Here is a 25,986-nt window from a genome sequence, read left to right on the forward strand (position 1 = left end):
TAGGAGTTAGGAGTTGAGAATTATTAATCATGAGTTATGAATTAAGATAAAACTTTAATAACTCATAACTCATAACTTATAACTCCTAACTACTATGGATTGGTGGCGACGATTAAAGAAAAATCCTTTGGCACAATTTGGGGCAATTTTACTGTTAATTTTCTACATAGCAGTAATTGCAGCAGATTTCGTGGCTCCTTATGACCCTTACGCCTCACAGGCCAATGGTTCACTGCTGCCACCAACTCAGATACATTGGGTTTCTCAGTCAGGACAGTTTATCGGGCCCCATGTGTATCCCACGACTCAGGGAGACACAAATTTAGAAACAGGCGATCGCAAACTCATTGTAGACTTCAAAAAGCCATCACCCCTGCGTCTATTTGTCTCCGGGCCAGAATACCGATTGTTACAGATGAGTTTACCATTACCTCCGAAGTGGGATGAAGTCACAATCTTTGCCGGTATTCCCTTAAATTGGCATTTATTTGGCACAACAACTGGCGCAAAAATCAACATCTTGGGCACTGATGACCAAGGACGCGACCAGTTTAGCCGCTTATTGCATGGCGGTCGCATTAGTATGTTTATCGGGATTTTTGGCATTATTATTACCTATCCCCTCGGTTTGCTCATCGGTGGAATTTCCGGTTATTTCGGCGGTGTGACTGATAGCGTCATCATGCGTTTGGCAGAAGTGCTAATGACTTTCCCTAGTATTTATCTTTTGGTGACTTTAGGAGCAGTCTTACCAGCTGGTTTAAGCAGTACCCAGCGCTTTTTGCTAATTGTGGTGATTACTTCGGTTATTAGCTGGGCTGGTTTAGCACGGGTCATTCGAGGGCAGGTACTATCAATTAAAGAGCGAGAATTTGTCCAAGCGTCACGCGCGATGGGTGGAAACCCCATTTATATCATCCTCCGCCACGTTTTGCCGCAAACCGCTAGTTATGTAATTATCTCTGCTACTCTTGCAATTCCCAGCTTTATTGGTGCAGAGGCAATATTGAGTCTCATTGGTTTGGGAATTCAACAACCAGACCCTTCTTGGGGCAATATGCTTTCTCTCGCTAGCAATGCTTCAATTTTGGTACTGCAACCCTGGTTAATTTGGCCGCCGGCTGTACTGATTATCCTCACAGTCTTAGCATTCAACTTACTCGGTGATGGGCTAAGAGATGCCCTTGACCCCCGCAGTTTGAGAAGATAAGCCTTCAAAATAGTAAATACGAGCGCACAGATTAGTCCGATAAATCAGAGTTACAGTAGATGCTGATGGAATTGACTACAACTTTTCATGCCCTTAAAGAATGGGCTGTCACCATAAACGCCTTGGAAAGTGGCAAAACAATTATGTTGCTCCGCAAAGGTGGTATCCATGAACGAAATGGACATTTCCAAGTTGCCCACAGGCAAATTTTGCTTTATCCTACTTATGAACATCAACAAGCTTTCATGCTGAAAGCGGAGTACGCTAATCGTGTCTATCCAGTAACATCAGGTTGGCATCCTGAAACAGTTCGTATCGGTAGTTGGGCTGAAATTACCGATATTTTGCCAGTTAGTGACGAATTTCTTGTCAACGCCTTGCTTCCTTTCCATATTTGGAACGAGCATTTTATTAGCGATCGCCTCAAATGGAAACCACGCCAGCCCCTTTATATTCTCCTCCTGCGGACATATAAACTACCCCAAGAGCAAGAAATTCCTTTTTATCCTAAATACGGCGGTTGTAAGTCATGGATTGATCTAGATAGACCAATTGACTTGCAAGGAACAACACCAGTTTTATCTAACTTTGCATACACCCAATTAGTAGAGACAATTCGCGGGATTATTGACGATAAGCTGTATGCTCCATCCTTGTAATAACTAGTACCGTTTCTCTAGTAGACGCTATGCGTAATTCGTAATTACCATTGCGTAAGGGTTTTAGACGTTTCATAAAGTGGTTTATTTCCGCCGTGTACTAGCCCTTTCAAGGTGGGTAAAAAGTTTTGGTCAAAATATTCCTCTGTAAGCTCTTTTCTCTGTGTTCTCTGCGCCTCTGTGGTTTAATAAAATACTTTTCTACCGCAGAGACACAGAGAACGCAGAGATTTTAAGAGTCGCCTTGAAATGGCTAGTTGTATAATTTATGAGTTGACAAAAAAGCTAAAAAGTGCAGAAAAAGAATGCAGAAAAACAAGCGATCGCTTCATAACTCAAGATGCTTGCTTTCTTAACAAGTTCCTCAAATTGTTTTGCTATAAGTATAAATATAGGGCGAAAATCTTTAAGAAATTTAAAATTCAAAAGTCGCTAAACATAGTTGAGGGATCGATCGTTTTTGACAATCCAACATCTGGAAACCCGAAACCGTAAAGACCAATTACCAGCAAAATCGGAGGTCTATTATGATGTTTAAAAAGATTCTAGTTGCATTAGATCGCTCGGAAATAGGACAACAGGTTTTTGAAGAAGCGTTGGGTTTAGCAAAGTTAACACAAGCTAGCTTAATGCTAGTGCATGTCTTATCGCCAGAAGAAGACGGTAGCCCTTACGTACCTGTATTGTCTAATTTTGACTACTATCCAGGATTGAGCAGTCAAAGCTTTGAGTTATACCAAAAGCAGTGGGATACCTTTAAAAATTTAGGAATCCAGATGCTGCAATCTTTCTGTGCCCAAGCGAACACAGCAGGAGTAAGTATAGAATTTATCCAAAATGTTGGTAATCCTGGCCGGGTTGTTTGTGACTTAGCCCATAGTTATGGTGCTGACCTTATTGTTATGGGGCGGCGGGGTCATTCTGGGCTAATGGAACTATTTCTCGGTAGTGTGAGTAACTACGTTCTTCACCATGCTCCTTGTTCAGTTCATGTTTTGCATCTTTCAGTTGCTGTTAAAACAGATGGAGTTGTTAAAAAAACTACAAGTACTTTAAGCGTTAACTAAGTACTACTTTTCAAACTAGTTTTGGAGTTTCGTAGTAAGCACTGAAGCGCTTATAAAATTAAGACTTTAATTCTTACTACGAACTTGCTTACCTATCAATTGAAACTTGACAGACTACTAAACATTGCGGAAATCATAGCTAGCCAAATGTTTATTTTTGCCTATCTAGTTACTTCAATCAATGACCTCTATAGAGCCAAATCGCCACAGCCTATCCTTAACGGCACGGTATTGGGCTAAGATGGAGCGATCGCTTTTTTAGTGAAAAAGAAAAAGTCTGCTATCCAAAATTAAAGTTGAGAGCGAAAAGTAGATCTATGAAAGAAGATACTATCGAGATCGCTGGTTTTCATGCTCATGTTTACTTCGATACTGCGAGTCGAGATGTAGCCGCGCATGTACGTGAAGGATTGGGCGCTAGGTTTGAGGTGCAACTCGGACGCTGGTTTGATAAGCCCATCGGCCCACACCCAAAAGGGATGTATCAAGTTGCTTTCTTACCAAATCAGTTTGATAAAGTCGTTCCCTGGTTAATGCTCAATCGTGAGGGATTGGATATCCTCGTCCACCCTGAGACAGGCGATGCTGTCGCAGACCACGCGGTTTATTCTTTATGGTTAGGAGAAAAGCTAGATTTGAATATTGAGTTTCTTCGACAGCTTAGTTCGACTGTATCTAATTAAGGGAAGTAGCTCACTTGATTGGGTAAACAGAGTTCTGGTCTGAGGCGTAAAACGTTATTATGAGGACTAAAGTTCCCACTATAAATCTTTTCTCTTATTCTCTAGTAAGAGAAGGAAAATCTTCAGACATGGAATTGAAGTGAGTGGTTAATTTTAATATTTAGTCAATTGGTACTTGCTTAAGCAAAGCTATCCACATATCAGACGGATCTGAATAATAATCAACTTCTTCAACTTGATATTGATAAGATTCACAACCTTCTTGTAGAATAATGCGATCGCAAGGTTTAATGCCTTTACTTACTCCAGTCATGTATCCTACCATTCCTTCATTGATGCGCTCAAATACGTAGTCGCTTCCATAAACTAGCTGGCTATAATCGTGTATTTTATTCTTCTGCTTTAATTCGTTTCCTGGAAAACTAACTAGAGCTAACTTACTTAAAAAACTAAAACTTAAGTTCATACCTGTCCCGATCAAAAACATAAGTGAGTTTTCCCAAAGAAGAAATCTATAACAAATAGTTCTGGACTCAAGGTTAATCTCAATCCCTTTCAATAGACCTCTTGCATAAGTAGAATAGACCCCCCTTAATCCCCCCTTATAAAAGGGGGAAACTTGAAATTTTGCGCCCTCCCCAACACATCGGGGAGGGTTGGGGAGGGGTAATTCAAGGATTTTTGCAAGAGGTCTAATCACCAATCTAGAATCGAACAGGTGAACAATCTAGTTAGTAATCAACCACATTGACAGCTAGTAAAGGCAATTCTATCACCCAATGTCTAATTAAGCAGTTCGTTGAGAAGGTACTTAATAATAATCTTAAAAGAAGATCAATAATTTCCAATTAATTTTCATTAAATCTTAATTTTAGTTATTAATGCTTGAGTTAATGTTTTATTTTACTTCCTGATATTTCTTGACCAACAACATCTAAATTTACAGTACTATCAATCGCAGCTTCAACTGTAAAATCACCGAATTATTAGACAAGATTAGGTCAGATATGACATTCTTTTATTTAACTAGATAATCTTAAATTTGTAAAGATTTTATCTCTTAAAAATTCCATCTATGTATATTTGTGACGATGAATAGAATTTATTCCTTACGTGTGCTTTTTAGAGCTATATCTATCTGCTTCAGTAGTACTTCTAGGGTAGAAGAGTTATCTAAAACTATATCTGCATAAGCCACTTTTTCTTCAATAGATAATTGGCTATTGATTCGAGCTTGTGCCTGTTCTCTATTTAAATGGTTTCGCTGTATCAATCTTTGTAGTTGTTGTTCTTGAGAACAACGCACTACCCATATTTCTGTAACCAAATCAGTCATTCCTGCTTCAAATAATAGAGGCACTACTAACACCAGTGTTTCTGAGGAAGATAGAGCAATTGCTGTGAGGAAGCGATCGCGCACATCAGGATGAATCAAATTATCTATCCAGTTGCGTTCATCTTGACGATTAAAGATAATTTCGCCTAGTCTTTGGCGGTTGAGGCTGCCATCTGGAAGTAAAATTTGTTCGCCGTAACGTTGAGCGATCGCACCAAGAATAGGCGAACCTAAAGATACTGCCTCTCTTGCATAAATATCTGCATCCAGAATCGGTAGGTTATAAGCGCTAGCTAAATAATTGGTGACAGTAGTTTTACCTGTGGCAATACCTCCGGTTAAGCCGATTATACGTTTTGTCATTTGTCATTGGATATTTAATATTTGATATTAAGAATTGGTTGCCCATGTTATTAGTGCTTGGGTTAAACCATCTAAAGTATATTCTTGGGCTTCTACATCTACACGCCCGAATAAAGTATGACAGGTTTTAGAGGTTTGAGGCCCGATGGAGGCAATACAAATGCCCTCTAATAACTCACTAGCATCAGAGTTATTGGAAAATATCTTGTCAGTAAGCTGACAGAAAAATTGCACAGTTTTAGAACTGGCAAAGGTAATTACATTTACCTTACAGTTTTGGAGAGCTAATTCTGCGGCAGGTGGAACACCACTAGGACAACAAGATTGATATGCAGAAACTTCAATTACTTTTGCTCCCTTGAGAGTTAATTCCTTAACTAAAACTTCTCTTCCACCGCTTTCGACTCTGGGAAATAAAACCTTTTTACCATCCAGTTCCTCTGGGAAATTTTCTACTAAAGAATCAGCAACAAAGTTGGGAGGAATAAAATCTGCTTGGAGAGAGTATTGTTTGAGGCTATAGGCTGTTTTCTCGCCAACTACAGCAATTTTCACACCTGCTAAGGCACGGGTATCTTTACCTTGGGTGATTAACCTTTCAAAAAAGTAATCTATGGCATTGGTAGAAGTGAGAATTAACCAGTCGAACTGAGATAAATGAGCGATCGCATCATCCAAAGCTACCCAACTGGAGGGCGGGCCGATTTCTAATGTAGGCATTTCGATGACTGATGCACCTAATGCGATGAGGCGATCGCTAAATGTACTCGATTGTCCAACTGAACGTGTCACCAAGATTGTTTTGCCAATGAGAGGTTGGGTAGAGGCGGAGAGGTTGCTTGACATTGGAGTTTGGGGTGTAGTCGAATCCTGACAATCTATTTTCTCAGGTTGTAAGTACTTATTTAGCCCAACAACTTCGCCAACTACAATTACCGCCGGGGAAAGTGATAATCCGGTGGTTTGTTCCAAAATATTGCCCAATTGCGCTATCCAAATTTGTTGACGAGGAGTTCCAGCCCAACGAACGATCGCAATGGGTGTTAAGTGCGATCGCCCGTTTCGCACTAGTTGATGTACAATCTCTGACAGATGTTGCCCTCCCATCAAAATTACGAGGGTCTCTAAGCGTGAGAGTGCCTCCCAGTCTAAAACCTCTGGTTCATGAGCAGTAAGCACTGCAAAACAACGACTCAATACCGGATCTGTGAGGGGAATACCTGCTAACAACGGTGCTGCAAGGGCTGAAGAAATTCCTGGTACTAGTTCAAAATCACAACCAGATGCCTTTAAAGCCTCAATTTCGGAAGTACAACGCCCAAAAATCAACGGATCGCCTGATTTAAGCCGTATAACTTGTTTTCTTTCCTGGCAATGCTTTACTAGTAACTGATTAATCTCACCTTGGGTTGTGCTAGGTTTACCACCGCGTTTCCCAACATCTAACTTTAAGCAATCAGGTGGTACACACTGCAATAATTGAGCATCTACCAACGCATCGTAGACTAAAACCTCAGCAGCAGCTAAGAGATTGTAAGCTTTTACCGTTAGGTATGCCACATCTCCAGGCCCAGCACCTACAAGGTAGACTTTGCCCCTTTCTTTAATCTTTGTCATTTGTCATTTGTCATTGCTTACTTCTTTCCATTTCCCAGTCCCCAATCCCCGATACCCTGTTTATTCCTCGAAGATCCCTCCAACCCTCCTTGAAAAGAGGGGTTTATAAATAACCATCTTTTACCCCCTTTTTAAGGGGGTCGCCGTAGGCGGAGGGATCTTAACCGAACCGTATTGATACCCTGTCCCCTTAATTCAATTTGTTCGGATATTAATTTTTTGGATTAGCTGATTAACTTGCTCAACCATTTCCTTGTTGTCTTCAGCTTGGAATAACTCTCTGGCTTTTTTGAGATTAACGATCGCTTCTTCTAGCTGTTGTTGTCTTCCTAAAGTGATTCCCAAATTATAGTAAGTGAAGGCATCGTTGGGTACAAGACTAATGGCTTTTTTGTAATGTGCGATCGCTTCTTGGGGTTTACCTTGATCGTCCATTGCATTTGCCAAACCCGTGTAAGCTTGTGCGTGTTTTGGATCGAGGCGAATCGCTTCGGTATAATCTGCGATCGCTTCTGCAAGCTTGCCTTGAGCGTAAAAAGCGCTTGCTAAATTATAGTGAGCATCTGCATAGTTGGGAGCGAGGCTGAGGGCTTTCTTATATTGGGCGATCGCTTCTTCTAGTTTGCCTTGAGCATAGAGGGTATTTCCCAAGGCATTATAACCTGCGGGATTTTTTGGATTGAGGCGAATGGCTACTGTATATTCCGCGATCGCTTCTGCTGGTTTTCCTTGAGCATATAAGGCGTTTCCTAAATAATAGTGAGCGTCTGCATACTTGGAATCAAAGCTAATGGATTTTTTGTACTGAGTAATTGCTTGTTCTAACTCACCTCGATCGTACAGAGTATTTCCCAGACGCGTGTAAGTTGGGGCATAACTGGGTTTGAGGCGAATAGCTGCTGTATATTCGGTGATTGCTTCGGTTAACTTGCCTTGAGCGTAGAGGGCATTTCCTAAGTTATAGTGAGCGTCTGCATAATTTGGTTCGAGGCTGAGAGCTTTTTTATATTGGGCGATCGCAGCTTCTAACTGATTCTGTCTTGCTAAAGTCAAACCTAAATTAAAGTAGGCTCCAGACTCTTGAGGATCGAGGCTGATGGCTTTATTATATTGTGCGATCGCTTCTTGGGGTTTGCCTTGATCGTCGAGAGTATTTGCCAAAGCAATATAAGCTTGCACAAAGTTGGGTTCTTGTTCAATTGCTTTCCGAAAAGCCGCTTCTGCTCCTTTGAAATCTCCTTGTTTGTAGAGATTGGTTCCTTGCTCAAAGTTAGCAACTGCATTTTTGTTTCCAGGAAGTGCTGCTCGATTTGAGTCTGGAATTTTTGATAAAACAATGCCAACATCTTTACCAAAGGCAGCATTCTCATTACTCAAACACAAGCAGATAATAGCCGCTACCAGTAGATTCTTGTTTTTCAGCATTTTTATTACCTTATCTGCTTGGTTTATATGTAATATTGAGTTCGGCTAATTGCCATTTTGACACTCTCAGCCCCTCCTTTTTTTGCGGGGTTATACTGTACCACACAAGACTTTCGCTATCAGCCTTGTTCAGGTCTAGAAGGGATGTTGGTGAGTGCAACAGTTCTATTCTGACAAAAATATGGCTAGAGGATTTTTCGACTTGTGTATACACAGTAGGGCAGCAAAAGCGTAGCTCTAGCAGAAATTATAAGTTATTAACCTAACTTGATACAAGTATCCGCTCATAATAGATAAAGTTTTATTATGAATAAAAAGTCGTTTTCTAGATAATTGCTGACACTTTTGTTTCAACAAGTTGAGCAATGGCTGCAATTAATTCCTCTGGGTTGATAGGCTTGGATAAATGTATTTGAAACCCAGCTTTTAATGCTTTTTCCCGATCATCGTTTCTAGCAAAAGCAGTCAAGGCAATTGCTGGAAAATTTCCAAATAAAAACCATTCTCACCATAAGAATGATGGGAATGGTAAAAAAGTTAGGAGACGAAACAGGAAAATTTAATCTCTGCAATTCTTACTCAACTTAAGATTGACTTGACTTAATACTCATTTTCTCTAACAGTTGAGCGATTTTTTGAGCTTTTTCAGGTTGGCGTTGTTTTTGCAATAAATTTTTTGCTTGTAGCAGGTTGGTTTTAGCTTCCTCTTCTCGCTCTTCCTGCATGAGAATATTCGCCAAACGCAAGTAAGCATCAGGATTTTTTGGACTGCGGTGAATTACTTCCCGGAATAATTCTGTTGCTTCTTCTACTTGGCCTTGCTGGTTTAAAACATCTCCCAAAAACAAACGCACTACATCATTAGTAGAGTTGAGGGAAATCACTTTGCGAAAGGCTGCTTCTGCACCTTGGTAATCTTTTGCTTGAGCAAGATTGATTCCTTTTTGAAACAAGTCTGAGGTAATCAAAGTTTTCCAAGCGAAATAGCCCAGGATTGACAAACTCAAAACAACAACAAGAGCAGCGATAATAGAACTGGTAGGAAAGGTTTCTAGCATTGTCTAGGCCAAAAGGCAAGCGATAGGAAAAATCAGATATTCGATAAAAAATAGTTTCCAGATAAATTGGTAGAATTGAGCGATCGCACTTTTATCTTGTAAGTCTACCGTCGAACTCCGCAACCACATCCAAACCAGCAGCCCTAAATGAGCAATTACCAGAAAGATGGGGTTAACTGAGGCGATGTGTAGCACCCCAACTAGAATTATTCCCAGATAGCAGACAGTTATCACCCAAAGAGCCAGATTAAACACAGCTTGGGGCCCCAGCTCGATGGTGAAAGTAGTAATATTGTAAAGGCGATCGCCTTCTATATCGGGGATATCTTTAAATATGGCGATCGCAAAGGTAAACACCAAGATAAATAACGTCAGCACCCATACCACAGGCGGAATTATTTGGCTTTGTTTCAGCGCCCAACTGTAATGCAAATACAATCCTAAATTAACAATCGTGCCGCGCACCGAAAAAATACACAGCGCCGCCCAAAATGGAAACTGTTTTAAGCGAATTGGCGGTAAAGAATAAGCAGTACCAATAGCCAAACTAATTGCCACCATCCCAAATAAGAATGGCCCAGTTAGCCACGCCACTACTAACGCCAAAATCCCACTCAATGCGACAATTGATTGCCCAGTCTGTTGAGAAAACTCACCTGATGCCAACGGTAAATGAGGTTTATTAATCTTGTCAATATCAACATCTTCTAATTGATTCAGCCCTACAATGTAAACATTGCCACATAAACAAGCAATCCATGCACCGAAGACGGGAAGTAAAGAGTTAGGAAATAAAGAATCAGTATTATTACTAATAGCAATGGCAATAAAATACAAACTCAACACACTCAGACTTGTGCCAATGATCGTGTGAGGGCGAGAGAATTTCCAGAAAGCGTATAACCAATGGAGATATGATTGAACAGGTTTGCGTGGCAAAGGGCTGTTTTGAGAACTCTGGCTCATGAGTACCTTAGATTCAGATTCCGGCTTATTGTTAACTCTGACTTTTCATAGGATTGGGAAAACCTCACCTCTATTCCTCTTTCCTGCTCTTGAGAAGCTTTGAATTCTCTCCATTCCCTACAAAAGTTCGGGACTGGAAGATTAGGGGGATTAGGTTTCGTGTTAACTTTTCCCATTGCATGAATTGTCAGATTCTTAACTATTGTCACAGAATTTGGTCATTAACATGAGCTTTAATAGAGGAGGTCGTGGTGGCATAGCCCGCCCTGACGCTACTCAAAAGCTAGCTAGGCGTAGCGAATCTATCTTAGGGAAGACTCTCAATCTTGAAAAAATTTGACAACTAATTATGCACTCCTGACCCCTTATAGCGCTACAATCTATCAGAAAAGCATAAGAAATAGTTAAATTATGACAGCTAATTTGACACCTGTAGCCAAATTTGACTTTGTTACCGTGCTATCACAGGCCGCGGCCGCATATCGACGAGAAAGAGATACACGCCCTATTGCAGAAAAATTAGTCAATGCGTTACTGGAATCAGAAAAATCTGCCAAGCAGCAACATTTAACTTATCCCTTTGAGTCTCTTCTAGGTAAATGGCAACTTTGTTTTGCTACTGGCACTAAGAAAGTCAGAGAACACGGAGGAATTGTATTAGGGAAGGGTTTTTATGTACCCAAGTTTATCAAAATCCATGTTTCCTTTAATGCGACTTTAGAAGAGGATTCAGATAGGGGTAAAATTTGTAATCAGGTTGAACTTGGGCCAGTTTTATTGAAGCTCACCGGGCCAGTACAATATACAAGTAAGAAAAATTTATTAGCGTTTGACTTTAACCAGATGATTATCAGTTTGTTTGGTCGTATTGTTTACAACAGACCAATTCGTTCTGGCAAAGTTAAAACAGAAGATTTCTACAACCAGTCCATAGCTCAACAGCCCTTCTTTGCCTTCTTTTTAGTGAGGGAAGATTTGATTGCGGCTCGCGGCCGTGCAGGAGGTTTGGCATTCTGGATTCGAGAAACTTAAAGAAAGGGGATTTTAGATTTTCGCCAGCCATTAAACTGGACGACAACCAGACAAAATACTGTGGATATTAACCACTTGTCCAATGACTGCGATCGCAGGCGCACCAAATCCAGTTTGCTCTACCTGCTTTACAATTGTCTCTAAGGTTCCAATTAATTCTTCTTGTTCTGGGCGCGTACCCCAGCGCACCAAAGCAATGGGTGTTTCTACCTTCAACCCACCTGCGCTTAACTGTTCTACAATATAAGGCAGATTGTGAATTCCCATATAAATTACAATGGTTTCGGAACCGTGTGCGATCGCATTCCAATTCACTTTCGGTCTATACTTACCTGCCGCTTCATGACCAGTTACAAATGTCACTGAAGAACTATACAGTCGATGAGTCAAAGGAATACCGGAGTATGCCGCAGCCGCAATCCCCGATGTAATACCGGGCACAACTTCAGTTGATATTCCAGCGTTGACTAATTCTTCCATTTCCTCGCCACCGCGACCAAAGATAAAAGGATCGCCACCCTTTAACCGCACCACAATTGCATAATCCTGCGCTTTCTCAATCAGCAATTGAGTTGTTTCTTCCTGGAATAATGAATGCTTACCCCTGCGCTTACCAGCGTTAATTTGTTCGGCTTGGGGATTAATCATTGCCAAAATTGCCGGACTGACTAAGGCATCATAGATAACAACATCTGCACATTCCAACAAACCTTTCGCCTTCAGGGTTATTAGTCCTGGATCTCCTGGCCCCGCACCTACTAAATAAACCTTTCCCAAATACTTGTTCTCCTGTTTTTCTGTGCGGTTCATCTATCCGTTAAATCCCAAATTAGCTCGGCTAGTTCTGCACTTGCTCCCAGTGGCTGCGCCAATTGGAAATTCACCGCAGGAAATTGTAATTTTAGCTCCTCTATGGAGGCTGCGATCGCATCGGTTATTCCACCAGCGAATAAAAAGTATGGCAAGATTGCAATTTCTTTATAACCAGCAGTTACCAACTCTGTCACCCGTGATTCTAAACTAGGAGGTACAGACCAATAAGCAGCCACTGCGGACAAACTCGCCGCCATTGCTTCTACAGTTTCTTTAGAACCTGGGCGACGGCTACCATGAGCCAAGAGAATCCATGCTTCTGCTTTTATAGTAGCTATTTGCTTGGCCAGTAATTTCTCTAAATTGGCGTGAGAACCTAAATATGGTTGCAACTCAATCATGATATCTTGACCAGTTGCCTGTTGTGCTAGCGCTACTTCGGCTGGAATATCTGTCATCACATGCACTCCCGGCAACAGAAATAGCGGTACAATTTTGAGGCGATTCTGGTTTTGAGATGGTTTGCGATTACCAAAAGCCCTCTTAGCAAATTGTTGAATCTGCTCATGTAAAGGCTGAGGACTCATTTCTAAAGCAGCTATGCCAACCAAATGTTCGCTATTTAATGCATTGTAGTTCTTTGGCAATTGGTGACATACCAGCCTAGCTAGTTGCTGCATAGCAACTTCTGGGCGCGGGTCACGACTTCCGTGAGACACTAGCAGATAGGCAGATGACATCGGCAAAGCTTGAACTCTCAGTAACTAATCCTCATATTTTACTTAATATTAAGCTGGTAGTAACAAGTACTCTAGTGATTATTAAAACTATTATCAATTACTAAATGCAAGTATTATAAATCACTTTTCTATCATTTCACTGCCGATTGTCTTATTGTTCTTCGGCAGTGTAAGTATAAAATTGATTAAAAGCTCCCACCGTTTCAAATTTGTAAGAAGGTATCCAAGAATTTATTTTTAAATCTGTACGGTAAATGCTAAAAATAATGTAATTTTGTCTTTCTGTAGTTCTGGCAATAACTCCTTGGATTTGCGGGTTAGCAGAGTCAACCAATTTATCGCAATTAAAATGGATTAAATTTTCTATAATATTTGTAGTTTTTTTGCATACATCTGTTTTTAAGTATTTTGTCAACCGTTGCACTGCATATTCTTCATATTCAACCTGACTGGGATTAGTCTTCGCCATTGTCACACCCAAGGCGGCGAGTCCTGCTGCGGCTCCAGTATATGCAATGATGGTTAGGGGTTTCATGTTCACCAAGTAAAATTCGTTGTAATTGTTAGATTTCAGAGACTCTAAATCAATTGAGTCCGTTCCTTGAACACAAACTCTTGATCGTTTGCGAAATTCTTGCTATAATTCAGATTGTTGAATGGCGAGCGTAGCCAAGTGGTTAAGGCAGTGGTTTGTGGTACCACCATTCGCGGGTTCGAGTCCCGTCGTTCGCCCTAGGTAATTTAATACTGATAGCTACACTCCTATTGAAGGTGAGTTGCATGGTGCGAACACTCATAACCATCACTTTAACCAGGATTTGTAATCTATAGCTTTACACACTTGGAAGGATTGCAAGTTTACTATAATTCATTAGCTTATCTTATTATAACTTACGTAAGAAATCACTCTTGATCTTAATTTATTGAACTGCGAAAGCATTAAGAATCCTTCTCTACGATATGCTTCGCCTTCGCACAGACTCTATGACCCGGATTTCTCACCACATCTCGATTAAGCCTGCGCTTGAGCAGGGGAGCAGGGGAGAGTTCAAATACCAAGTTCTTTCCCCTCTGCTCCTCTGCCCCTCTGCCCATCCTTCCCCTTAAGCTTGTGAGAAATGCGGGTATGAGAGGCTGCGTAAGTCCTACTTATAAAAGATTTGGCGTTGCATACATAATTGAAGCATGAATTTGAGCGATCGCCATGAAATGTCCAAGGTGTGCATCCACCCAGATCCGCAAGAATGGGAAAAAGTATGGTAAACTTTTCGGTCTTTCCGGTGGCGATCGCACACTTTCACAAATGAAAGAAAAAGCGAGTTATGAACCATCAAGGGCTAATCCTCTGGCTGACAGGGTTAAGTGGAGTCGATAAAAGAATGTTTGAGGCGGCGATTAAGGCGATCGCTTTTACAATTTATCCAAGGGATTTTCAAGGAATAAATTGTCCCAAAAAACGAACCACAGAGACGCAGAGAACACAGAGAGAGGAGAGATTAAGAGGATTTTTGCGTCAGTTTTGGAATATTTTTTATTTGGAAGTCCCCAAGCTAGTTTTTGCAACCCGCCACCCGTGGAAAATGGGCATAGTAAACAATCCCCACGCTAAACCCGTAATCAACCCAAAAGGCGTAACCAGATAATTATTAAAACTCCACCAACCGAAAACTTGTGCTGCCAATTCCAAAGGATAAGCCATCATTAACACACTAGCGATCGCCACACCACTCCAGCCATACTGACTTAACCAGTAAAATCCCTTACCACCACTTATCCCATACAGCAGACGAGTAATCAACAAACCCGTGACAGTGCCGTAGCAACGCATACACACAGCCATGATAAACGGTGGTGCTAAATCTAACCCCATATTTGGTTGCGGACATACATGATTACCCATGAAATAAATGATGTCCGCAATCCCAGGAAGCAAAGACACTCCAGACGCAGCCAAAAAGGGAGCAATCGGCGGGCCAAAAACCATCCCTACCAACAAGAAATCAGCAATCAAACTGACCCAATTAACCTGCAACTCTTCACCGAAAGCTACTCTTCCCATCTCCCCTTCTCTGCGTCCTCTGCGCCTCTGCGGTTCGTTCTCCTAACCTACCTTATTTACATAAGGACTAGTCAACGTATCCAACTGCTGAATCAACAAACTAAGGAACAATCCCACATCCGTCACCACACCCACCGATTCCACAGAACCGCGATCGCTTAATTTAGTCACCACAGCTGGATTAATATCCACACACACCATCTTCACCCCCGCCGGAGTCATATTTCCCACGCCAATGGAGTGCAGCATCGATGACAGCATCAAAATCATCTCCGCCCCTTCCAAGTGTTTAGCATATTCCTCCTGCGCCTGAATCAAGTCCATTTGGGTATCAGGTAAAGGCCCGTCATCCCGAATCGATCCCGCAAGCACAAAAGGTATATTATTGTGGACGCACTCATACATTACGCCACTCTTAATTGCCCCCGCTTCCACAGCTTTTGGAATGCTGCCGTAACGACGGATACTATTAATTACCTTGAGGTGATGGCGGTGTCCACCACGAACGGCGATACCCCGCTTCATGTCTACACCCAAGGAAGTACCCATAATATTTTGTTCGATGTCGTGAACTGCGATCGCATTTCCACCAAGCAGCGCCTGTACATATCCTTCCCGAACCAGTTGCGCTAGGTGTTCGCCGCCACCAGTGTGAATCACCACGGGCCCAGCCGTGACAACTACTTTACCGCCAGCATCGCGGATTTTCCGTAATTCCCAAGCTACTTGTTCAACCACCAATTCCACGCGCCGTTCGCTGGAAACGCCCGCCGACATGAAGCTGAATTCTTGGGTGTTGCGGAGTTCGCGCGATTCTGTTTTGCGGATGGTACGGATACCTAATACATCCACAATTACCTGTTCGCCAACTTTTAAATCGCGGAGTATTTTACACCTAGCTACTACGCCAGTGGGAGTTTGGGTAATTGCGATCGCGCCATCCATGCGCTGATTTTCTACCTTTGTCCACTGTCCATTAATTCGGACTTCGGTAGGATAAATTGTACTCACGTAGAAATCATCAGGCCCTACACCATCTTGGATTACAGGTTCCAAAATTGCGTCACGCTCATCATGGGGTAAATCTACTGCACCCAAATCAATCAATAGAGAGATGATTTCTTCCATCACCTCATGGGATGGTGCTGATACCCTCACCTCGGCGGCGGAGGTACTTTGCCGTTGTTCTCCCAAGTTGAAATTCAGGACTTGGAAGCTTCCCCCAGCATCTATAATCAAATCCAAGGCGCGGTTAATTAGGCCAGCATCAAGTAAGTGTCCTTCCATGCGAATGATGCGGCTTTCTACCGAGACATTGGCATGAATTTCATCTCTAACTGGTTCCGTTACTCGCAAAGTTAAACATTTAGCTGCGCCACCAGCTTTGAGAAATTCAGTAAGCGGTGTTTCCAGCACTTGGAAACCCACATCTGCAAGGCGGGTTTTCAAAGCATCACTCGCCTTGTTCATGATCACAATGTTATCCACATTCACCGTATTACAAGCGAAGTTGACTGCATCAGCTTCAGCAATTGCAATTAGCTTTTCTGGTGCGACTCTTATTTCAATTAAGCGATTAGAGTAAGAATCAAAAGCGCCAGGATAGTACAGCAAATAGCCATTTGCTAAGGGACAAAAACAGGTATCCAAATGATAGAAACGCTCGTCTATCAGTCGTAGTGAAAGAACCTCAATATCCAGCCATTTAGCTAGATAAGGGTGAGAATCTAATTCCGATCGGAAACCGTATCCCGCCCATAACCAGCGTCCTTCCCGATCTAGCAGTGCATCTCCTGCACCCTCAAAAGGCAAATCTTTGGGAAGTTCATTGACTGTATAACCATTTTCCTCAAACCATTGTTTGAAGTAAGGTTCTTCTCCCTGACGTTCTTTGTGCAAAAAGCGACTGAGGACGACATTATCACCCAGTACCAAGCCAGCGTTGGCGGTAAAAACCAAATCAGGCCAACCTTTTTGGGGTGGTACTAAATCTACAATGGCGTGTTCTTTAAGGATCTGGTGTAATCCTTGCCACTGTTCCACGGCGCGATCGCGCGATGATTTATGAATATTCCCTTCCATCCAGGGATTAATCACATAGTCTACATCGTAGTGGTCAGGAGGACACATCAAAAAGCGAATACGGGAAGTCATAAAAATCTTACAAGCGTTTATATATGCTACAAGCCCATTTTAGATACAGATTTTTGATTTACTAACATTTGGTAAAATCTGCTACTAAAGCTCTATCTTTGGATAGTTGAAGGCTTTACAAAAGCTTCACTTTTAATTCTATTACTGGAAGATGGCAATAAGTCGAGGAGGTGGCAAAATGACATACATCTATAACAGCCCGCTTTGATTTCTGTTCGCGCAGCTTGGCATAGCCATATTTATTTGCGTCAAAAAGGGGCAAAGAGGCTCTAAACAAGGAAACATTATTTCTTTTTCTGGTTAGTAGGCGCGATCGCAAATATCGCAACAGCGATCGCTAGCTTAGTCTAAAAAATAAACCAGACCAAGGTTCGACTACTGCAAGGTTGAGTTTAAACAAACGTTAACGTCCCTTTGCTTGCAATCCTACCCGAAGGCGTATTTATGGTATCTTCGTATAAACTTTATCAAATATTTTTGTTTTTAACACAAGTTTTTTATGTTTATATTAATTTATACTATACCATGTCAAGTAAAAATTGTATTTATTGTGGTATTTCATTGCTAAAATCTGCAAATGTTTTGACACTTATTTTGTTGACATAGAATACCTTTAGCCCAAAGATTTATAGAGAATTCGATCCTGGTTAACTGTTAATCTGAGATGATTATTCAGATGTTTACTTGCAGGCTTATACCTGTTATGCTAAACACCAATCTTAGATAAACTGCGATTAAAACTATTTTGAACTTTTGCTGATATCACTATTGATCTATGAATAACCAATTGTCAGAGAACTGGAATATTTCTAAATCTTGGTTACGCTTTGTAGTAATTATCCTATTAGTTATAGGTATATTTTTTCGATTCGTTAATATTGACAAAAAACTTTATTGGGGTGATGAGGTTTTCTCATCATTACGCATATCTGGCTATATGCAGTCAGAAATGAGAAAGCAGTTAGGTAATGGTCGTGTGTTCGGCACAGAGGATTTGCAGAAATATCAGTATCCCAACCCAGATAAAAATGCAACTGATACAGTTAAAGGAATTATCTTAGAAGACTCACAGATTTTGCCGCTATACATTTTGATAACCCGGTTCTGGGTAGAATTATTTGGTAATTCTGTAGCAGTAACGAGAAGTTTCTCGGCATTCATTAGTCTGCTGACTTTTCCTTTTCTTTATTTGCTATGTAAAGAATTATTTGAGTCTTCACTAATAGGGTGGATAGCTATAGCTTTAGTAGCCGTTTCACCTGTTGACGTGGTGTATGCACAAGAAGCACGAGCATACAGTTTATGGATAGTAACCATTTTAGCATCGAGCATAGCACTGCTGCGAGCCATGCGCCTTAAAACAAAAGTTAGTTGGTTCATCTATGCAGCAACATTATTAATAGGGTTTTATACCCACATATTTTTTACCTTAGTTGCTTTTTCACAGGGAATTTATGTAATTGCAATCGAACGCTTCCGATTGAGCAAAACATTAATTTCTTATCTGATATCATCCTTTGTAGCGTTTATAATTTTTGTACCTTGGATTTGGATTATTATTACCAATCCTCAACCAGAATCAGTAGGTTGGGCGAGTGTGAAACAAACATTATTTGCATCAGCTGCAAGATGGGCTGGTATATTTAGTCGGACGTTTCTTGATTTAGGTATTAGTCCTAGCGATCCAGGAAAACTTAAGATTGCCTTAATTCCGTTTATTTTAATTATTTTAGTTTTAATGCTCTACTCAATTTATGTTCTCTGTCGAAGAACATCTAAAAGAGTTTGGTTATTTGTCTTAACCTTAATTGGCTCAGTAGGTCTTCCCCTACTAATAGCGGATTTCGTCCTTCGAGATCGATATGCTACTAGTCGATATACACTTCCCTCCGTTTTAGGTATCCAGTTAGCTGTTGCTTATTTATTGACCACCAAGCTCACGTCTATTTATACCAAAGCTTGGCAGAAAAAGTTCTGGTCACTTGTAACATTGATATTAATAATGAGCGGAATTATATCTTGTACGATCAACTCTCAAGCCCAGATATGGTGGAACAAATATCCAGAAAAATACCAAGAATTTCCAAAAATTGCTAATATTATTAGTCAAGGAGATAAACCACTGTTAATTAGTAATACTGATAACATACTTCCACCAGTACAAATACTTGGGCACTTAGTCGATCCAAAAGTGCGATTTCAAATTGTAGAAAAAAATCAGTTACCAGAGATTGCTAATGGCTTTAGTGACATATTTTTGTTATTGTACGAGCCATCTGACTTCTTAAAAGCTGGAATTGAAAAAGTTTATAACTCAAAGTTACAGCAGATAAACCGCTTTTTCTGGAAAGTAAAATAAATCAACCTAATTTGGGTGCAGATATGGCGCTTCAAATAGGAACATAACCACAGTAAGCTTTGCTCACCCGTGCAATTATAAAGTGCATGACCTTATACTAGCTAGTAATGCCTAAAAGCTGGAGAAAGCAATAGCTCTCTTTATCTTAGGTATTTTAAAAGGGTATGTTATGTATCAATGCTAATATCATGTAGCTTTATTGATTTGCCTCAAAATTGCTGTACACAGTGTACTGTCAGTGTCTAAAAAACCATTGATTGCCGTAAAGTGGTTTTCATTAGGCTGTGGTAAGTATTCACCAGGTAATTCTTTTTCTTTCCATGCAGCCAAAAAATCTAGCGATTGTCGTTGAAATTCTGAAGTTTCTTCGCCACCAAAAGTTACAAGTAGAAAGCCAGATTTTTCAGGAAGATGACGGATAGGACTATTGCGAAGAACTTCAGCCCAGGTGAGTTGTATTTTGGGTTGTAGCCAGGTGTAAGGAAATGGCATCAAATCGAACAAACCGCTGATAGCACAACCACCTTTAATGATGTCATCTGGTAGTCCATAGTCGTTTTTCCAGTCTGTAGACATGAGCATCGCAGTTAAGTGACCACCGGCTGAGTGACCAGCTACATAGATGCGATTGGGGTCTGCACCAAAGCTTTCAGCATGATGATAAATCCAGGCGATCGCTGAACGATTTTGACGGACAATCTCATCAATGGTTACTTTTGGACACAAGGCATAGTTAACCACTACTACTGTAACATTGGCAGCTACAAGACCTTGGGCGACAAAGCTAAAATCTTTGCTGTTGGACATTATCCAATAGCCACCGTGGATAAATACCAAAATTGGTGCTTGTGGCTGCGTTGCGGGAAAAATATCTAGATGTTCGACTAGGGTAGAGCCAAAAGCAACATCTAGATGACAACGCAGTTTTTCACGCACTCGAGCACTGTTTGTGGCATAAAAATTTATGTATCCAGGTATATCAAGACCTAGTTCGCTGGGATTGTACTGGTAATCTAGGTCGGCTTGAGTTTGAAAATTGCGGTACAGCATTGAGTTTTATGGTTTAGCTCAAGTAATTTTAAAAGTAAAACTTTCAGTACAATCTCGGTTTAAATATTTTCTTGAAGAAGAATTAAGAAGCTAGAATAGGCTAAACGCCCATTTTGACTCCTGACTCCTGAATTCTGTTTGATAAATTTACTATTTATAAATTCTATTACGCAAGCTGAAAATTTATTCAAGAATAAATTTTTACTATTTTCTCACCTTTGTAAAGTTAAGATCAAATTATTGGACTAATTAATTTCCTGTTTGTGGCAATTGCGCCAGGTAACAGCAGTATCTGTAGAGAAGCTATGGTAAGGCGGGAGCAACGCGAAAAAGTGAGTTCCTCGTGAAAAGAGCTCTTGAGGCAGGGGGAGCAGGGGGAGCAGGGGGAGTGAAGAGAAAACTCTAGTATTTTTTACGACCTTTATAGCTATAAATACACTTATTTCTTTCTCTTCCCCTGCCTCCCCTGCCTTCCCTGCTCCCCCTGCTCCCCCTGCTCCCCCTGCTCCCCCTGCTCACAAAATCGCATTGCTCCCTGGTAAGGCTTATTCCAGACCCGTAGATGCTCTTAGCGGCTTGTCGCTAATGGAGCGGTTGAAGAAGAAAGCAGATACGCCAGAATGGGCTAAACCTTAGCTATCCGCTAACAGGAGCGGAGCCGGAGACGTTTCCTATCAACTCCTGTCAGAATCAAGATGCTCCAGGATGAGCTAACGCAACGCTTACAGTCGGGGATTCAGACCCGCGACTGATTGATGACCACCAAATTTTCTTGTTTTATGGGGATCTTAAACCCATTTATTCATCCGCTTGCGGACTCGCTCTAAGTGTTGGCGCAGCCTCTCTAAGAGTTGCTATACCTAGGCTTTACGCTCCGTTATCCGCTTTTTCGGTCAGAATACCCAAGTGAATTCTGACTCCTGATTCCTGACTCCTGAATTCTGTTTCGATAAACTGCTACCTACTGTTGTTGCTAACACCATGCCACCAGGATACGATGCTGATGTGCGCGTGATTTAACACCTGCAAATCCAGGCGTGATTCCGCCCACGCGCAACTGCAAGCATCCCCGTGACTACGACTTGGACTTGTACAAAGCTCGTCATTTAATTAAAAACTTTATTATGCAAACTTCTGGAACTCTTGCTGGTTTAGATATCCTGGTAGTTGAGGATGATAATGATACTCGCTTTTTCATTACTACTGTGTTGGAAATGGATGGAGCAAAAGTTATACCAGTAATATCGGCAGATGCGGCACGCAAAGTATTATCTGAATTGCAGCCCGATGTGTTAATTTCTGATATTGGGTTGCCTGGTGAGGATGGCTACACCTTCATTCGCAAAATCCGTGCGCTTCACCCAAAGAATGGTGGACGAGTCCCCGCTATTGCTTTAACAGCTTATGCTGATAGTGAGGATCGGATTCGTGCCTTAGAAGGTGGTTTTGACACTCATGTATCGAAACCGATCGATCCAGAAGAACTAGTTCAGATAGTGGCTAGCTTGGTTGCTTCTTGTAATTGGTAATTATTGTAGTGCCTTGCTTTTTACACCCTGAAATATGGTGAGATTTATTAACAGTAAGAGACTATTTATAAAGTAATCAAAATTTAGGGTGTGTTACAGCTTTAGCCTAATGCACCGCCATGTGACACAGTGGATTAGGCGCTTTGATGACATTTTCTGCGCTCGATGTCTAGAAATATGTACTTAATACACCCGCCGCTAATTTTATTTTTACTTTATAAATCAATCCGCTTGGATTAAGGCTAAAACTCTTTTTCAAAGTCAATTATAATTTTTGAATTGGTATTTTTTGAGTAACTCTTTAACTTGAGCAGACACCAAAGGATGTGGATCTTTTTGCAACTGGGGTAAGATTTGCAGGAGAACACGATATGAAACCATATTTAGATATGCGATCGCAGCTTCTCTAACAAAGCCTGTTGGATGACGCAAACTGACTAAAATCTCAGAGCTTGTCAGTCTAGTGCGAGTCACTTGAGCAAAATGAAAGCAGCAAGCTAGGCACCAGTCAGAAAGGAAGTTACCCAGCATTAGCAATCTGTGGAGGCGATCGCTAACTACCATATTTTCATATTCTCCGATCTTGGCTTCTACAAGATGTTGCAATTTTTCTGCCTGCGGTCGATTATCTAAAATATTCAGCAACAGAGACTTTGAAGGCAAAGTTACGGTATGCTCTAGGATTTCTAACCCCCGCGCTAAGTTTACCACTGAGAGCGATCGCAGATTAAATGCTGCTGCCTGCATCTTTTCTGGCGAGTAAAGCAGTTTCAATAATAGTAGCAGCCGCTCTTTAACATCCAATTCCAATTCTAAAAGGGCGCGTTGCAGTAACTCTGAGACAATCACAATCCTCTCACTTGGTTGATGATTTTCTTTTTCGTCTAATATTTTCAAGTCTATATATGCGGCGTAAATTTCGCCTAAAAACTTTAATTCCTGCTGGATTAAATTTTCTACCCGACTTTCATAAAATCGATCGACTAAACCTCTAATTCCTGGTTGTTTATGTATTTTTAGTAAGCTGCGAAGTATATGATCTCTCGTAGTTCCCCAAGATGTCTCCAAGTTTTCCCATAAAGTCTCCAATGCCTGTTGAGTACCAATTTGAGCAATGGTACGCCAAGCGTACATCCGCACTACTTCTGGTTTGTAAATATTGGTAGCTAACCGCAACAGCATTTCTATAGCTTCATTCTCTAGTCGTACTAAGGCTGACATTGCTGTAGTGCGGGTTGATTTGTAATAAAGTGCTGCTATCAGTGCTGAATAGTACTCTTCTAAATGGGTTGCTGCAATCATTTCCAATACGGCACAGCGCACCCGTAACGACTCATCTTGTAACAAATTCGGGATATGAATCCGCAACGCCTGCAAATAAACTGCTTCTCTGAGCGCTCTAACTCCATTCACCCGTTCTCGTTCTTGCTTATGAGTCAACATTCGGCGCATGGTTTTAGTTGCTGCTACCTTTTGCATCGGCGTTCCCTGGCGTAAGACTAAAGCGGCGGCGGTGGCGCGGATGAGTGAGTTTTGTCGGGGGTTCAGGTATTCTTCTAGGATGGTTAAATTGGGATTTGGTTCAGCCAGCCAAACGTAGCGTAGCGCCAAGGCAAAAACTTCGGGGTTAGTTTCTTGGGGTTGTTCTAACAAAGGACGGATGGCGGATAGATAAGCGGGATTTGCACCTGCCATCAGCATGACTTCCAAACTTTGGCGCTGTAAATCTGGGGTTAACTTGACTAACAGAGGTGCTAAAACTTCCGCAGATCCTTGGGTGTCAATTTGGGCTAAAAGTTCAATACAAGAGCGTTTATCAGCCTCACTGCCTTTTTCTCCTAAAGCTTTGACTACGCCTTGCTTGAAGAATCGTAAGCCGACATTGGTTGCACTCAAGTGACCCCGGGCCACACTTAAAACTAACAGTTCAACGTAGCGCGATCGCAATTCCCAAACTACTTTTAAACAGGTGCCAGCTATCAACATTGTTTCTGCTACTAACACCAACTTTTGTAGTGGTACGGGTACAAACCGCCCAGAAAACAATATAGTTGCAAAAATTAGCGCTCCTGTCAAACCTGTAGCGATCGCTTCGGCGGTTCCACCAGATAAAGTCTGCATCCGGCTGCGAATTGCCTCTGGAATCGGTTGGTACAGGATGGGGCCGCTACTCATGACAAAGGTGTAGCGGAGAAGTTCATCGCAAAATTTGACAATTATCAAACCCCAGAAAAAGCTTTGCGATTGGATGGCTGGAATTAAATTCAACAATACCAACACTCCTGGTAGTGCAATGCCTACAGTGATTGGTAAAAGGGTCGCTGTGAAAAATACTCCCATCCGTTCGATGAGTCGGCTGGAAATAAACCATTGCAACAACAATTCACACAGTCCCAACATTCCACCAAAAAGACCCAAAAAACTGGCGAGTTCTCGGTCGCCTAAATTAGATTGGAGTTCGCGCAGATATTGAAAATCTATTAACAACCCAATCACTTGCAATAGACCGACAAAGGCAAACAATTGCCAAACATAGCGCTTTAGAGGACTTTTAATGAAACGCTCTCGTGAAACTTGTTCTTCAGGAATTAGTTTTTGTGGGGTTTCAGGAAAAGCCGCTCGATAGCGATTAGTTAAATAGAGTAAAATCCCCGATCCTAAGAAAATCACTAGACAGGCGATAAAGATGATCTTATTTAGTGAGGTGTATTCCACTAGCCAAGGCAAACTAAAACCACTAATCACATCTGCTACCAAAAGACCACTACTCACCAGTGGGTAAGTGCGTTTAATCTCCCGAATATTAAATATTTGGTTAGCAACGATGGAGGTGTTGAGGTCATTAACTACATAAAGGGCATCTACCCACAACCGCAGCAGAAAGGCCGAAATAACTGCCAGGTAGGAAATATGCGCTCCCCAACGTAATACAACTAATAAAAGTAATGGCATCAACATACAAGGTGCGATCGCCACAATCACCCGACGCAAGGGAAAAATTCTTTGCAGCCAAGAGTATAAAAAAACCAGTCCTGAACTCATTGCGGCACTGGCAATATACATCCACGGCAAGAGATGAGTCCCATATTCATCTAAAAACAGCGCCACCGTACTGTCTTCTGCCCACCGCAATCCTACACACACAGTTGTGTAAAAAATAAACATTATCTGAGTTCGTTCGCTCTCCTCTGGTCGGAGATTCACCCACTGTAGTAGTCGTGGTAAAGCAACTTTATTTACAGCCAACCAGTGATTTTTCAGTTCCATGCAGTTTTATTTTCTGGTAGTATCACCGCGTAATGGGGAAGAGGGAAAAATTTTACCTTGTCCCCCTTATCCCTGATTCCCTCATCCCCTGGAAATAGCAAAAGTCCTGAGTAACTGAGTATTATGTTTCCCACTCAGCCTTCAGGACTATCGATTATTAGATAAATTTAAATGACCTTAAAGTTTTGGGCGCATCTTGCATCCAAACGAAAAAACCCCTGACTTATAGCCCTTGTCATTACCAACATCTTTTAAAGTGAGGTAAGGGTGTAATAGAGTCAGAGTATGAAGTTGAAAAATTTCACAGACCTCAATGCTTGGGCAGTTGAGCAATGGGAAGATGCTGAGTTGGGGGATAGTCGTCGCACACAAAGAGCGATCGCTGTGGGAGCAGCAATTGCCGCTAATCCCGAAGCCAGTCTGCCAAATATCATGTCAGGTTGGAATGAAGTCAGAGCAGCCTACAGATTATTTGCAGAAGAAGAAGTGACTCACAGTGAGTTAATTAACAGTAAACCAAAAAGTTTTTCTCCAAAGAGCGATCGCTGAAATACTTATATGTTTTAATACTTTATAACACCTAATTCTCTAATCAGTAG

At 41.4% G+C, this 25,986-nt stretch carries 23 protein-coding genes and 1 tRNA gene; 10 read left to right on the top strand and 14 right to left on the bottom strand.

From position 1 onward, the window contains the following. Nucleotides 1-94 precede the first annotated feature (94 nt). The 4 genes from V7K42_RS08535 to V7K42_RS08550 all read left to right on the top strand — a co-directional run bounded on the left by V7K42_RS08535 (nt 95) and on the right by V7K42_RS08550 (nt 3,619). Nucleotides 95-1,210 (top strand): ABC transporter permease, encoded by a 1,116-nt coding sequence (locus V7K42_RS08535; protein WP_334915271.1) that lies wholly within the window; start codon nt 95-97, stop codon nt 1,208-1,210. 59 nt (nt 1,211-1,269) lie between these two features. Further along, nucleotides 1,270-1,869 (top strand): DUF1802 family protein, encoded by a 600-nt coding sequence (locus V7K42_RS08540; RefSeq protein ID WP_334915273.1) that lies wholly within the window; start codon nt 1,270-1,272, stop codon nt 1,867-1,869. Nucleotides 1,870-2,399: 530 nt separating this feature from the next. After that, nucleotides 2,400-2,936, top strand: coding sequence for a universal stress protein (locus V7K42_RS08545; RefSeq protein ID WP_334915309.1), 537 nt, complete (start codon nt 2,400-2,402; stop codon nt 2,934-2,936). A gap of 317 nt (nt 2,937-3,253) precedes the next feature. Then, a complete protein-coding gene (locus tag V7K42_RS08550; protein WP_334915275.1) occupies nt 3,254-3,619 on the top strand; it encodes a DOPA 4,5-dioxygenase family protein in 366 nt (121 codons plus the stop codon). Nucleotides 3,620-3,779: 160 nt separating this feature from the next. Here the strand turns inward: V7K42_RS08550 and V7K42_RS08555 are convergent, their stop codons facing one another. The 7 genes from V7K42_RS08555 to V7K42_RS08585 all read right to left on the bottom strand — a co-directional run bounded on the left by V7K42_RS08555 (nt 3,780) and on the right by V7K42_RS08585 (nt 10,384). Then, nucleotides 3,780-4,106, bottom strand: coding sequence for a hypothetical protein (locus tag V7K42_RS08555; protein WP_334915277.1), 327 nt, complete (start codon nt 4,104-4,106; stop codon nt 3,780-3,782). Between the two features lie 615 nt (nt 4,107-4,721). Further along, nucleotides 4,722-5,318 carry a dephospho-CoA kinase gene (coaE, locus tag V7K42_RS08560; protein WP_334915279.1) on the bottom strand — a complete coding sequence of 199 codons (597 nt, stop codon included), beginning with the start codon at nt 5,316-5,318 and terminating at the stop codon, nt 4,722-4,724. Between the two features lie 27 nt (nt 5,319-5,345). Beyond that, nucleotides 5,346-6,935 carry a uroporphyrinogen-III C-methyltransferase gene (gene cobA, locus V7K42_RS08565; RefSeq protein WP_334915281.1) on the bottom strand — a complete coding sequence of 530 codons (1,590 nt, stop codon included), beginning with the start codon at nt 6,933-6,935 and terminating at the stop codon, nt 5,346-5,348. A 195-nt stretch (nt 6,936-7,130) separates the two neighbouring features. Further along, nucleotides 7,131-8,360, bottom strand: a complete 1,230-nt coding sequence (locus V7K42_RS08570) for a tetratricopeptide repeat protein (protein ID WP_334915283.1) — start codon at nt 8,358-8,360, stop codon at nt 7,131-7,133. A gap of 325 nt (nt 8,361-8,685) precedes the next feature. Next, on the bottom strand, nt 8,686-8,829 hold the full coding sequence (locus V7K42_RS08575) for a hypothetical protein (protein WP_334915285.1): 144 nt from the start codon (nt 8,827-8,829) through the stop codon (nt 8,686-8,688). Nucleotides 8,830-8,944: 115 nt separating this feature from the next. Beyond that, complete coding sequence (locus tag V7K42_RS08580; RefSeq protein ID WP_334915286.1) at nt 8,945-9,418, bottom strand: tetratricopeptide repeat protein; 474 nt, start codon at nt 9,416-9,418, stop codon at nt 8,945-8,947. A 3-nt stretch (nt 9,419-9,421) separates the two neighbouring features. Next, nucleotides 9,422-10,384 carry a homogentisate phytyltransferase gene (locus V7K42_RS08585; RefSeq protein ID WP_334915288.1) on the bottom strand — a complete coding sequence of 321 codons (963 nt, stop codon included), beginning with the start codon at nt 10,382-10,384 and terminating at the stop codon, nt 9,422-9,424. 411 nt (nt 10,385-10,795) lie between these two features. Between V7K42_RS08585 and V7K42_RS08590 the strand changes: the two genes are divergently transcribed. Continuing rightward, a complete protein-coding gene (locus V7K42_RS08590; protein ID WP_334915290.1) occupies nt 10,796-11,416 on the top strand; it encodes a hypothetical protein in 621 nt (206 codons plus the stop codon). A gap of 30 nt (nt 11,417-11,446) precedes the next feature. Here the strand turns inward: V7K42_RS08590 and cobA (V7K42_RS08595) are convergent, their stop codons facing one another. The 3 genes from cobA (V7K42_RS08595) to V7K42_RS08605 form a co-directional block, all read right to left on the bottom strand. Beyond that, nucleotides 11,447-12,226 (bottom strand): uroporphyrinogen-III C-methyltransferase, encoded by a 780-nt coding sequence (gene cobA / locus V7K42_RS08595; RefSeq protein WP_334915292.1) that lies wholly within the window; start codon nt 12,224-12,226, stop codon nt 11,447-11,449. After that, nucleotides 12,223-12,969: a sirohydrochlorin chelatase gene (locus V7K42_RS08600; RefSeq protein ID WP_334915294.1), complete on the bottom strand. Its 747-nt coding sequence runs from the start codon at nt 12,967-12,969 to the stop codon at nt 12,223-12,225. The genes cobA (V7K42_RS08595) and V7K42_RS08600 overlap by 4 nt, the downstream gene beginning before the upstream one ends. A gap of 151 nt (nt 12,970-13,120) precedes the next feature. After that, nucleotides 13,121-13,504 carry a DUF4359 domain-containing protein gene (locus V7K42_RS08605; protein ID WP_334915310.1) on the bottom strand — a complete coding sequence of 128 codons (384 nt, stop codon included), beginning with the start codon at nt 13,502-13,504 and terminating at the stop codon, nt 13,121-13,123. 124 nt (nt 13,505-13,628) lie between these two features. Here V7K42_RS08605 and V7K42_RS08610 point away from each other — a divergent pair. Together V7K42_RS08610 and V7K42_RS08615 are read left to right on the top strand one after the other, a co-directional pair. Next, nucleotides 13,629-13,701: transfer RNA gene (locus V7K42_RS08610), tRNA-His, on the top strand. A gap of 472 nt (nt 13,702-14,173) precedes the next feature. After that, complete coding sequence (locus V7K42_RS08615) at nt 14,174-14,344, top strand: hypothetical protein (RefSeq protein ID WP_334915295.1); 171 nt, start codon at nt 14,174-14,176, stop codon at nt 14,342-14,344. A 156-nt stretch (nt 14,345-14,500) separates the two neighbouring features. Here the strand turns inward: V7K42_RS08615 and V7K42_RS08620 are convergent, their stop codons facing one another. Further along, the gene (locus tag V7K42_RS08620; protein ID WP_334915297.1) at nt 14,501-15,028 is read right to left on the bottom strand and encodes a DUF2085 domain-containing protein; all 528 of its coding nucleotides are present in this window, start codon (nt 15,026-15,028) and stop codon (nt 14,501-14,503) included. A 42-nt stretch (nt 15,029-15,070) separates the two neighbouring features. Beyond that, nucleotides 15,071-17,182, bottom strand: coding sequence for a bifunctional arginine dihydrolase/ornithine cyclodeaminase (gene argZ / locus V7K42_RS08625; protein ID WP_334915299.1), 2,112 nt, complete (start codon nt 17,180-17,182; stop codon nt 15,071-15,073). A gap of 775 nt (nt 17,183-17,957) precedes the next feature. Between argZ and V7K42_RS08630 the strand changes: the two genes are divergently transcribed. Beyond that, the gene (locus tag V7K42_RS08630; RefSeq protein ID WP_334915301.1) at nt 17,958-19,541 is read left to right on the top strand and encodes a glycosyltransferase family 39 protein; all 1,584 of its coding nucleotides are present in this window, start codon (nt 17,958-17,960) and stop codon (nt 19,539-19,541) included. Between the two features lie 186 nt (nt 19,542-19,727). On the opposite strand, the gene V7K42_RS08635 is transcribed toward V7K42_RS08630, so the two are convergent. Next, complete coding sequence (locus V7K42_RS08635) at nt 19,728-20,591, bottom strand: alpha/beta hydrolase (protein ID WP_334915303.1); 864 nt, start codon at nt 20,589-20,591, stop codon at nt 19,728-19,730. 1,124 nt (nt 20,592-21,715) lie between these two features. Here V7K42_RS08635 and V7K42_RS08640 point away from each other — a divergent pair. After that, nucleotides 21,716-22,120, top strand: a complete 405-nt coding sequence (locus V7K42_RS08640; RefSeq protein WP_334892255.1) for a response regulator — start codon at nt 21,716-21,718, stop codon at nt 22,118-22,120. 261 nt (nt 22,121-22,381) lie between these two features. Here V7K42_RS08640 and V7K42_RS08645 read toward each other — a convergent pair whose 3' ends face one another. Continuing rightward, nucleotides 22,382-25,387 carry an MFS transporter gene (locus tag V7K42_RS08645; protein WP_334915305.1) on the bottom strand — a complete coding sequence of 1,002 codons (3,006 nt, stop codon included), beginning with the start codon at nt 25,385-25,387 and terminating at the stop codon, nt 22,382-22,384. 285 nt (nt 25,388-25,672) lie between these two features. Between V7K42_RS08645 and V7K42_RS08650 the strand changes: the two genes are divergently transcribed. Next, nucleotides 25,673-25,936, top strand: coding sequence for an IS4/Tn5 family transposase DNA-binding protein (locus V7K42_RS08650; protein WP_334915307.1), 264 nt, complete (start codon nt 25,673-25,675; stop codon nt 25,934-25,936). Nucleotides 25,937-25,986 lie beyond the last annotated feature (50 nt).

Origin of the sequence: Nostoc sp. (genome assembly GCF_036917455.1) — a bacterium.
In the GTDB taxonomy this organism is placed as follows: domain Bacteria; phylum Cyanobacteriota; class Cyanobacteriia; order Cyanobacteriales; family Nostocaceae; genus Nostoc.

Excerpts from the sequence above, each read along its gene's own strand:
- V7K42_RS08535 (WP_334915271.1), top strand. The coding sequence starts at position 95 with ATGGATTGGTGGCGACGATTAAAGAAAAATCCTTTGGCACAATTTGGG.
- V7K42_RS08540 (WP_334915273.1), top strand. The coding sequence starts at position 1,270 with ATGCTGATGGAATTGACTACAACTTTTCATGCCCTTAAAGAATGGGCT.
- V7K42_RS08545 (WP_334915309.1), top strand. The coding sequence starts at position 2,400 with ATGTTTAAAAAGATTCTAGTTGCATTAGATCGCTCGGAAATAGGACAA.
- V7K42_RS08550 (WP_334915275.1), top strand. The coding sequence starts at position 3,254 with ATGAAAGAAGATACTATCGAGATCGCTGGTTTTCATGCTCATGTTTAC.
- V7K42_RS08555 (WP_334915277.1), bottom strand. The coding sequence starts at position 4,106 with ATGTTTTTGATCGGGACAGGTATGAACTTAAGTTTTAGTTTTTTAAGT.
- coaE (WP_334915279.1), bottom strand. The coding sequence starts at position 5,318 with ATGACAAAACGTATAATCGGCTTAACCGGAGGTATTGCCACAGGTAAA.
- cobA (WP_334915281.1), bottom strand. The coding sequence starts at position 6,935 with ATGACAAAGATTAAAGAAAGGGGCAAAGTCTACCTTGTAGGTGCTGGG.
- V7K42_RS08570 (WP_334915283.1), bottom strand. The coding sequence starts at position 8,360 with ATGCTGAAAAACAAGAATCTACTGGTAGCGGCTATTATCTGCTTGTGT.
- V7K42_RS08580 (WP_334915286.1), bottom strand. The coding sequence starts at position 9,418 with ATGCTAGAAACCTTTCCTACCAGTTCTATTATCGCTGCTCTTGTTGTT.
- V7K42_RS08585 (WP_334915288.1), bottom strand. The coding sequence starts at position 10,384 with ATGAGCCAGAGTTCTCAAAACAGCCCTTTGCCACGCAAACCTGTTCAA.
- V7K42_RS08590 (WP_334915290.1), top strand. The coding sequence starts at position 10,796 with ATGACAGCTAATTTGACACCTGTAGCCAAATTTGACTTTGTTACCGTG.
- cobA (WP_334915292.1), bottom strand. The coding sequence starts at position 12,226 with ATGAACCGCACAGAAAAACAGGAGAACAAGTATTTGGGAAAGGTTTAT.
- V7K42_RS08600 (WP_334915294.1), bottom strand. The coding sequence starts at position 12,969 with ATGTCATCTGCCTATCTGCTAGTGTCTCACGGAAGTCGTGACCCGCGC.
- V7K42_RS08605 (WP_334915310.1), bottom strand. The coding sequence starts at position 13,504 with ATGAAACCCCTAACCATCATTGCATATACTGGAGCCGCAGCAGGACTC.
- V7K42_RS08615 (WP_334915295.1), top strand. The coding sequence starts at position 14,174 with ATGAAATGTCCAAGGTGTGCATCCACCCAGATCCGCAAGAATGGGAAA.
- V7K42_RS08620 (WP_334915297.1), bottom strand. The coding sequence starts at position 15,028 with ATGGGAAGAGTAGCTTTCGGTGAAGAGTTGCAGGTTAATTGGGTCAGT.
- argZ (WP_334915299.1), bottom strand. The coding sequence starts at position 17,182 with ATGACTTCCCGTATTCGCTTTTTGATGTGTCCTCCTGACCACTACGAT.
- V7K42_RS08630 (WP_334915301.1), top strand. The coding sequence starts at position 17,958 with ATGAATAACCAATTGTCAGAGAACTGGAATATTTCTAAATCTTGGTTA.
- V7K42_RS08635 (WP_334915303.1), bottom strand. The coding sequence starts at position 20,591 with ATGCTGTACCGCAATTTTCAAACTCAAGCCGACCTAGATTACCAGTAC.
- V7K42_RS08640 (WP_334892255.1), top strand. The coding sequence starts at position 21,716 with ATGCAAACTTCTGGAACTCTTGCTGGTTTAGATATCCTGGTAGTTGAG.
- V7K42_RS08645 (WP_334915305.1), bottom strand. The coding sequence starts at position 25,387 with ATGGAACTGAAAAATCACTGGTTGGCTGTAAATAAAGTTGCTTTACCA.
- V7K42_RS08650 (WP_334915307.1), top strand. The coding sequence starts at position 25,673 with ATGAAGTTGAAAAATTTCACAGACCTCAATGCTTGGGCAGTTGAGCAA.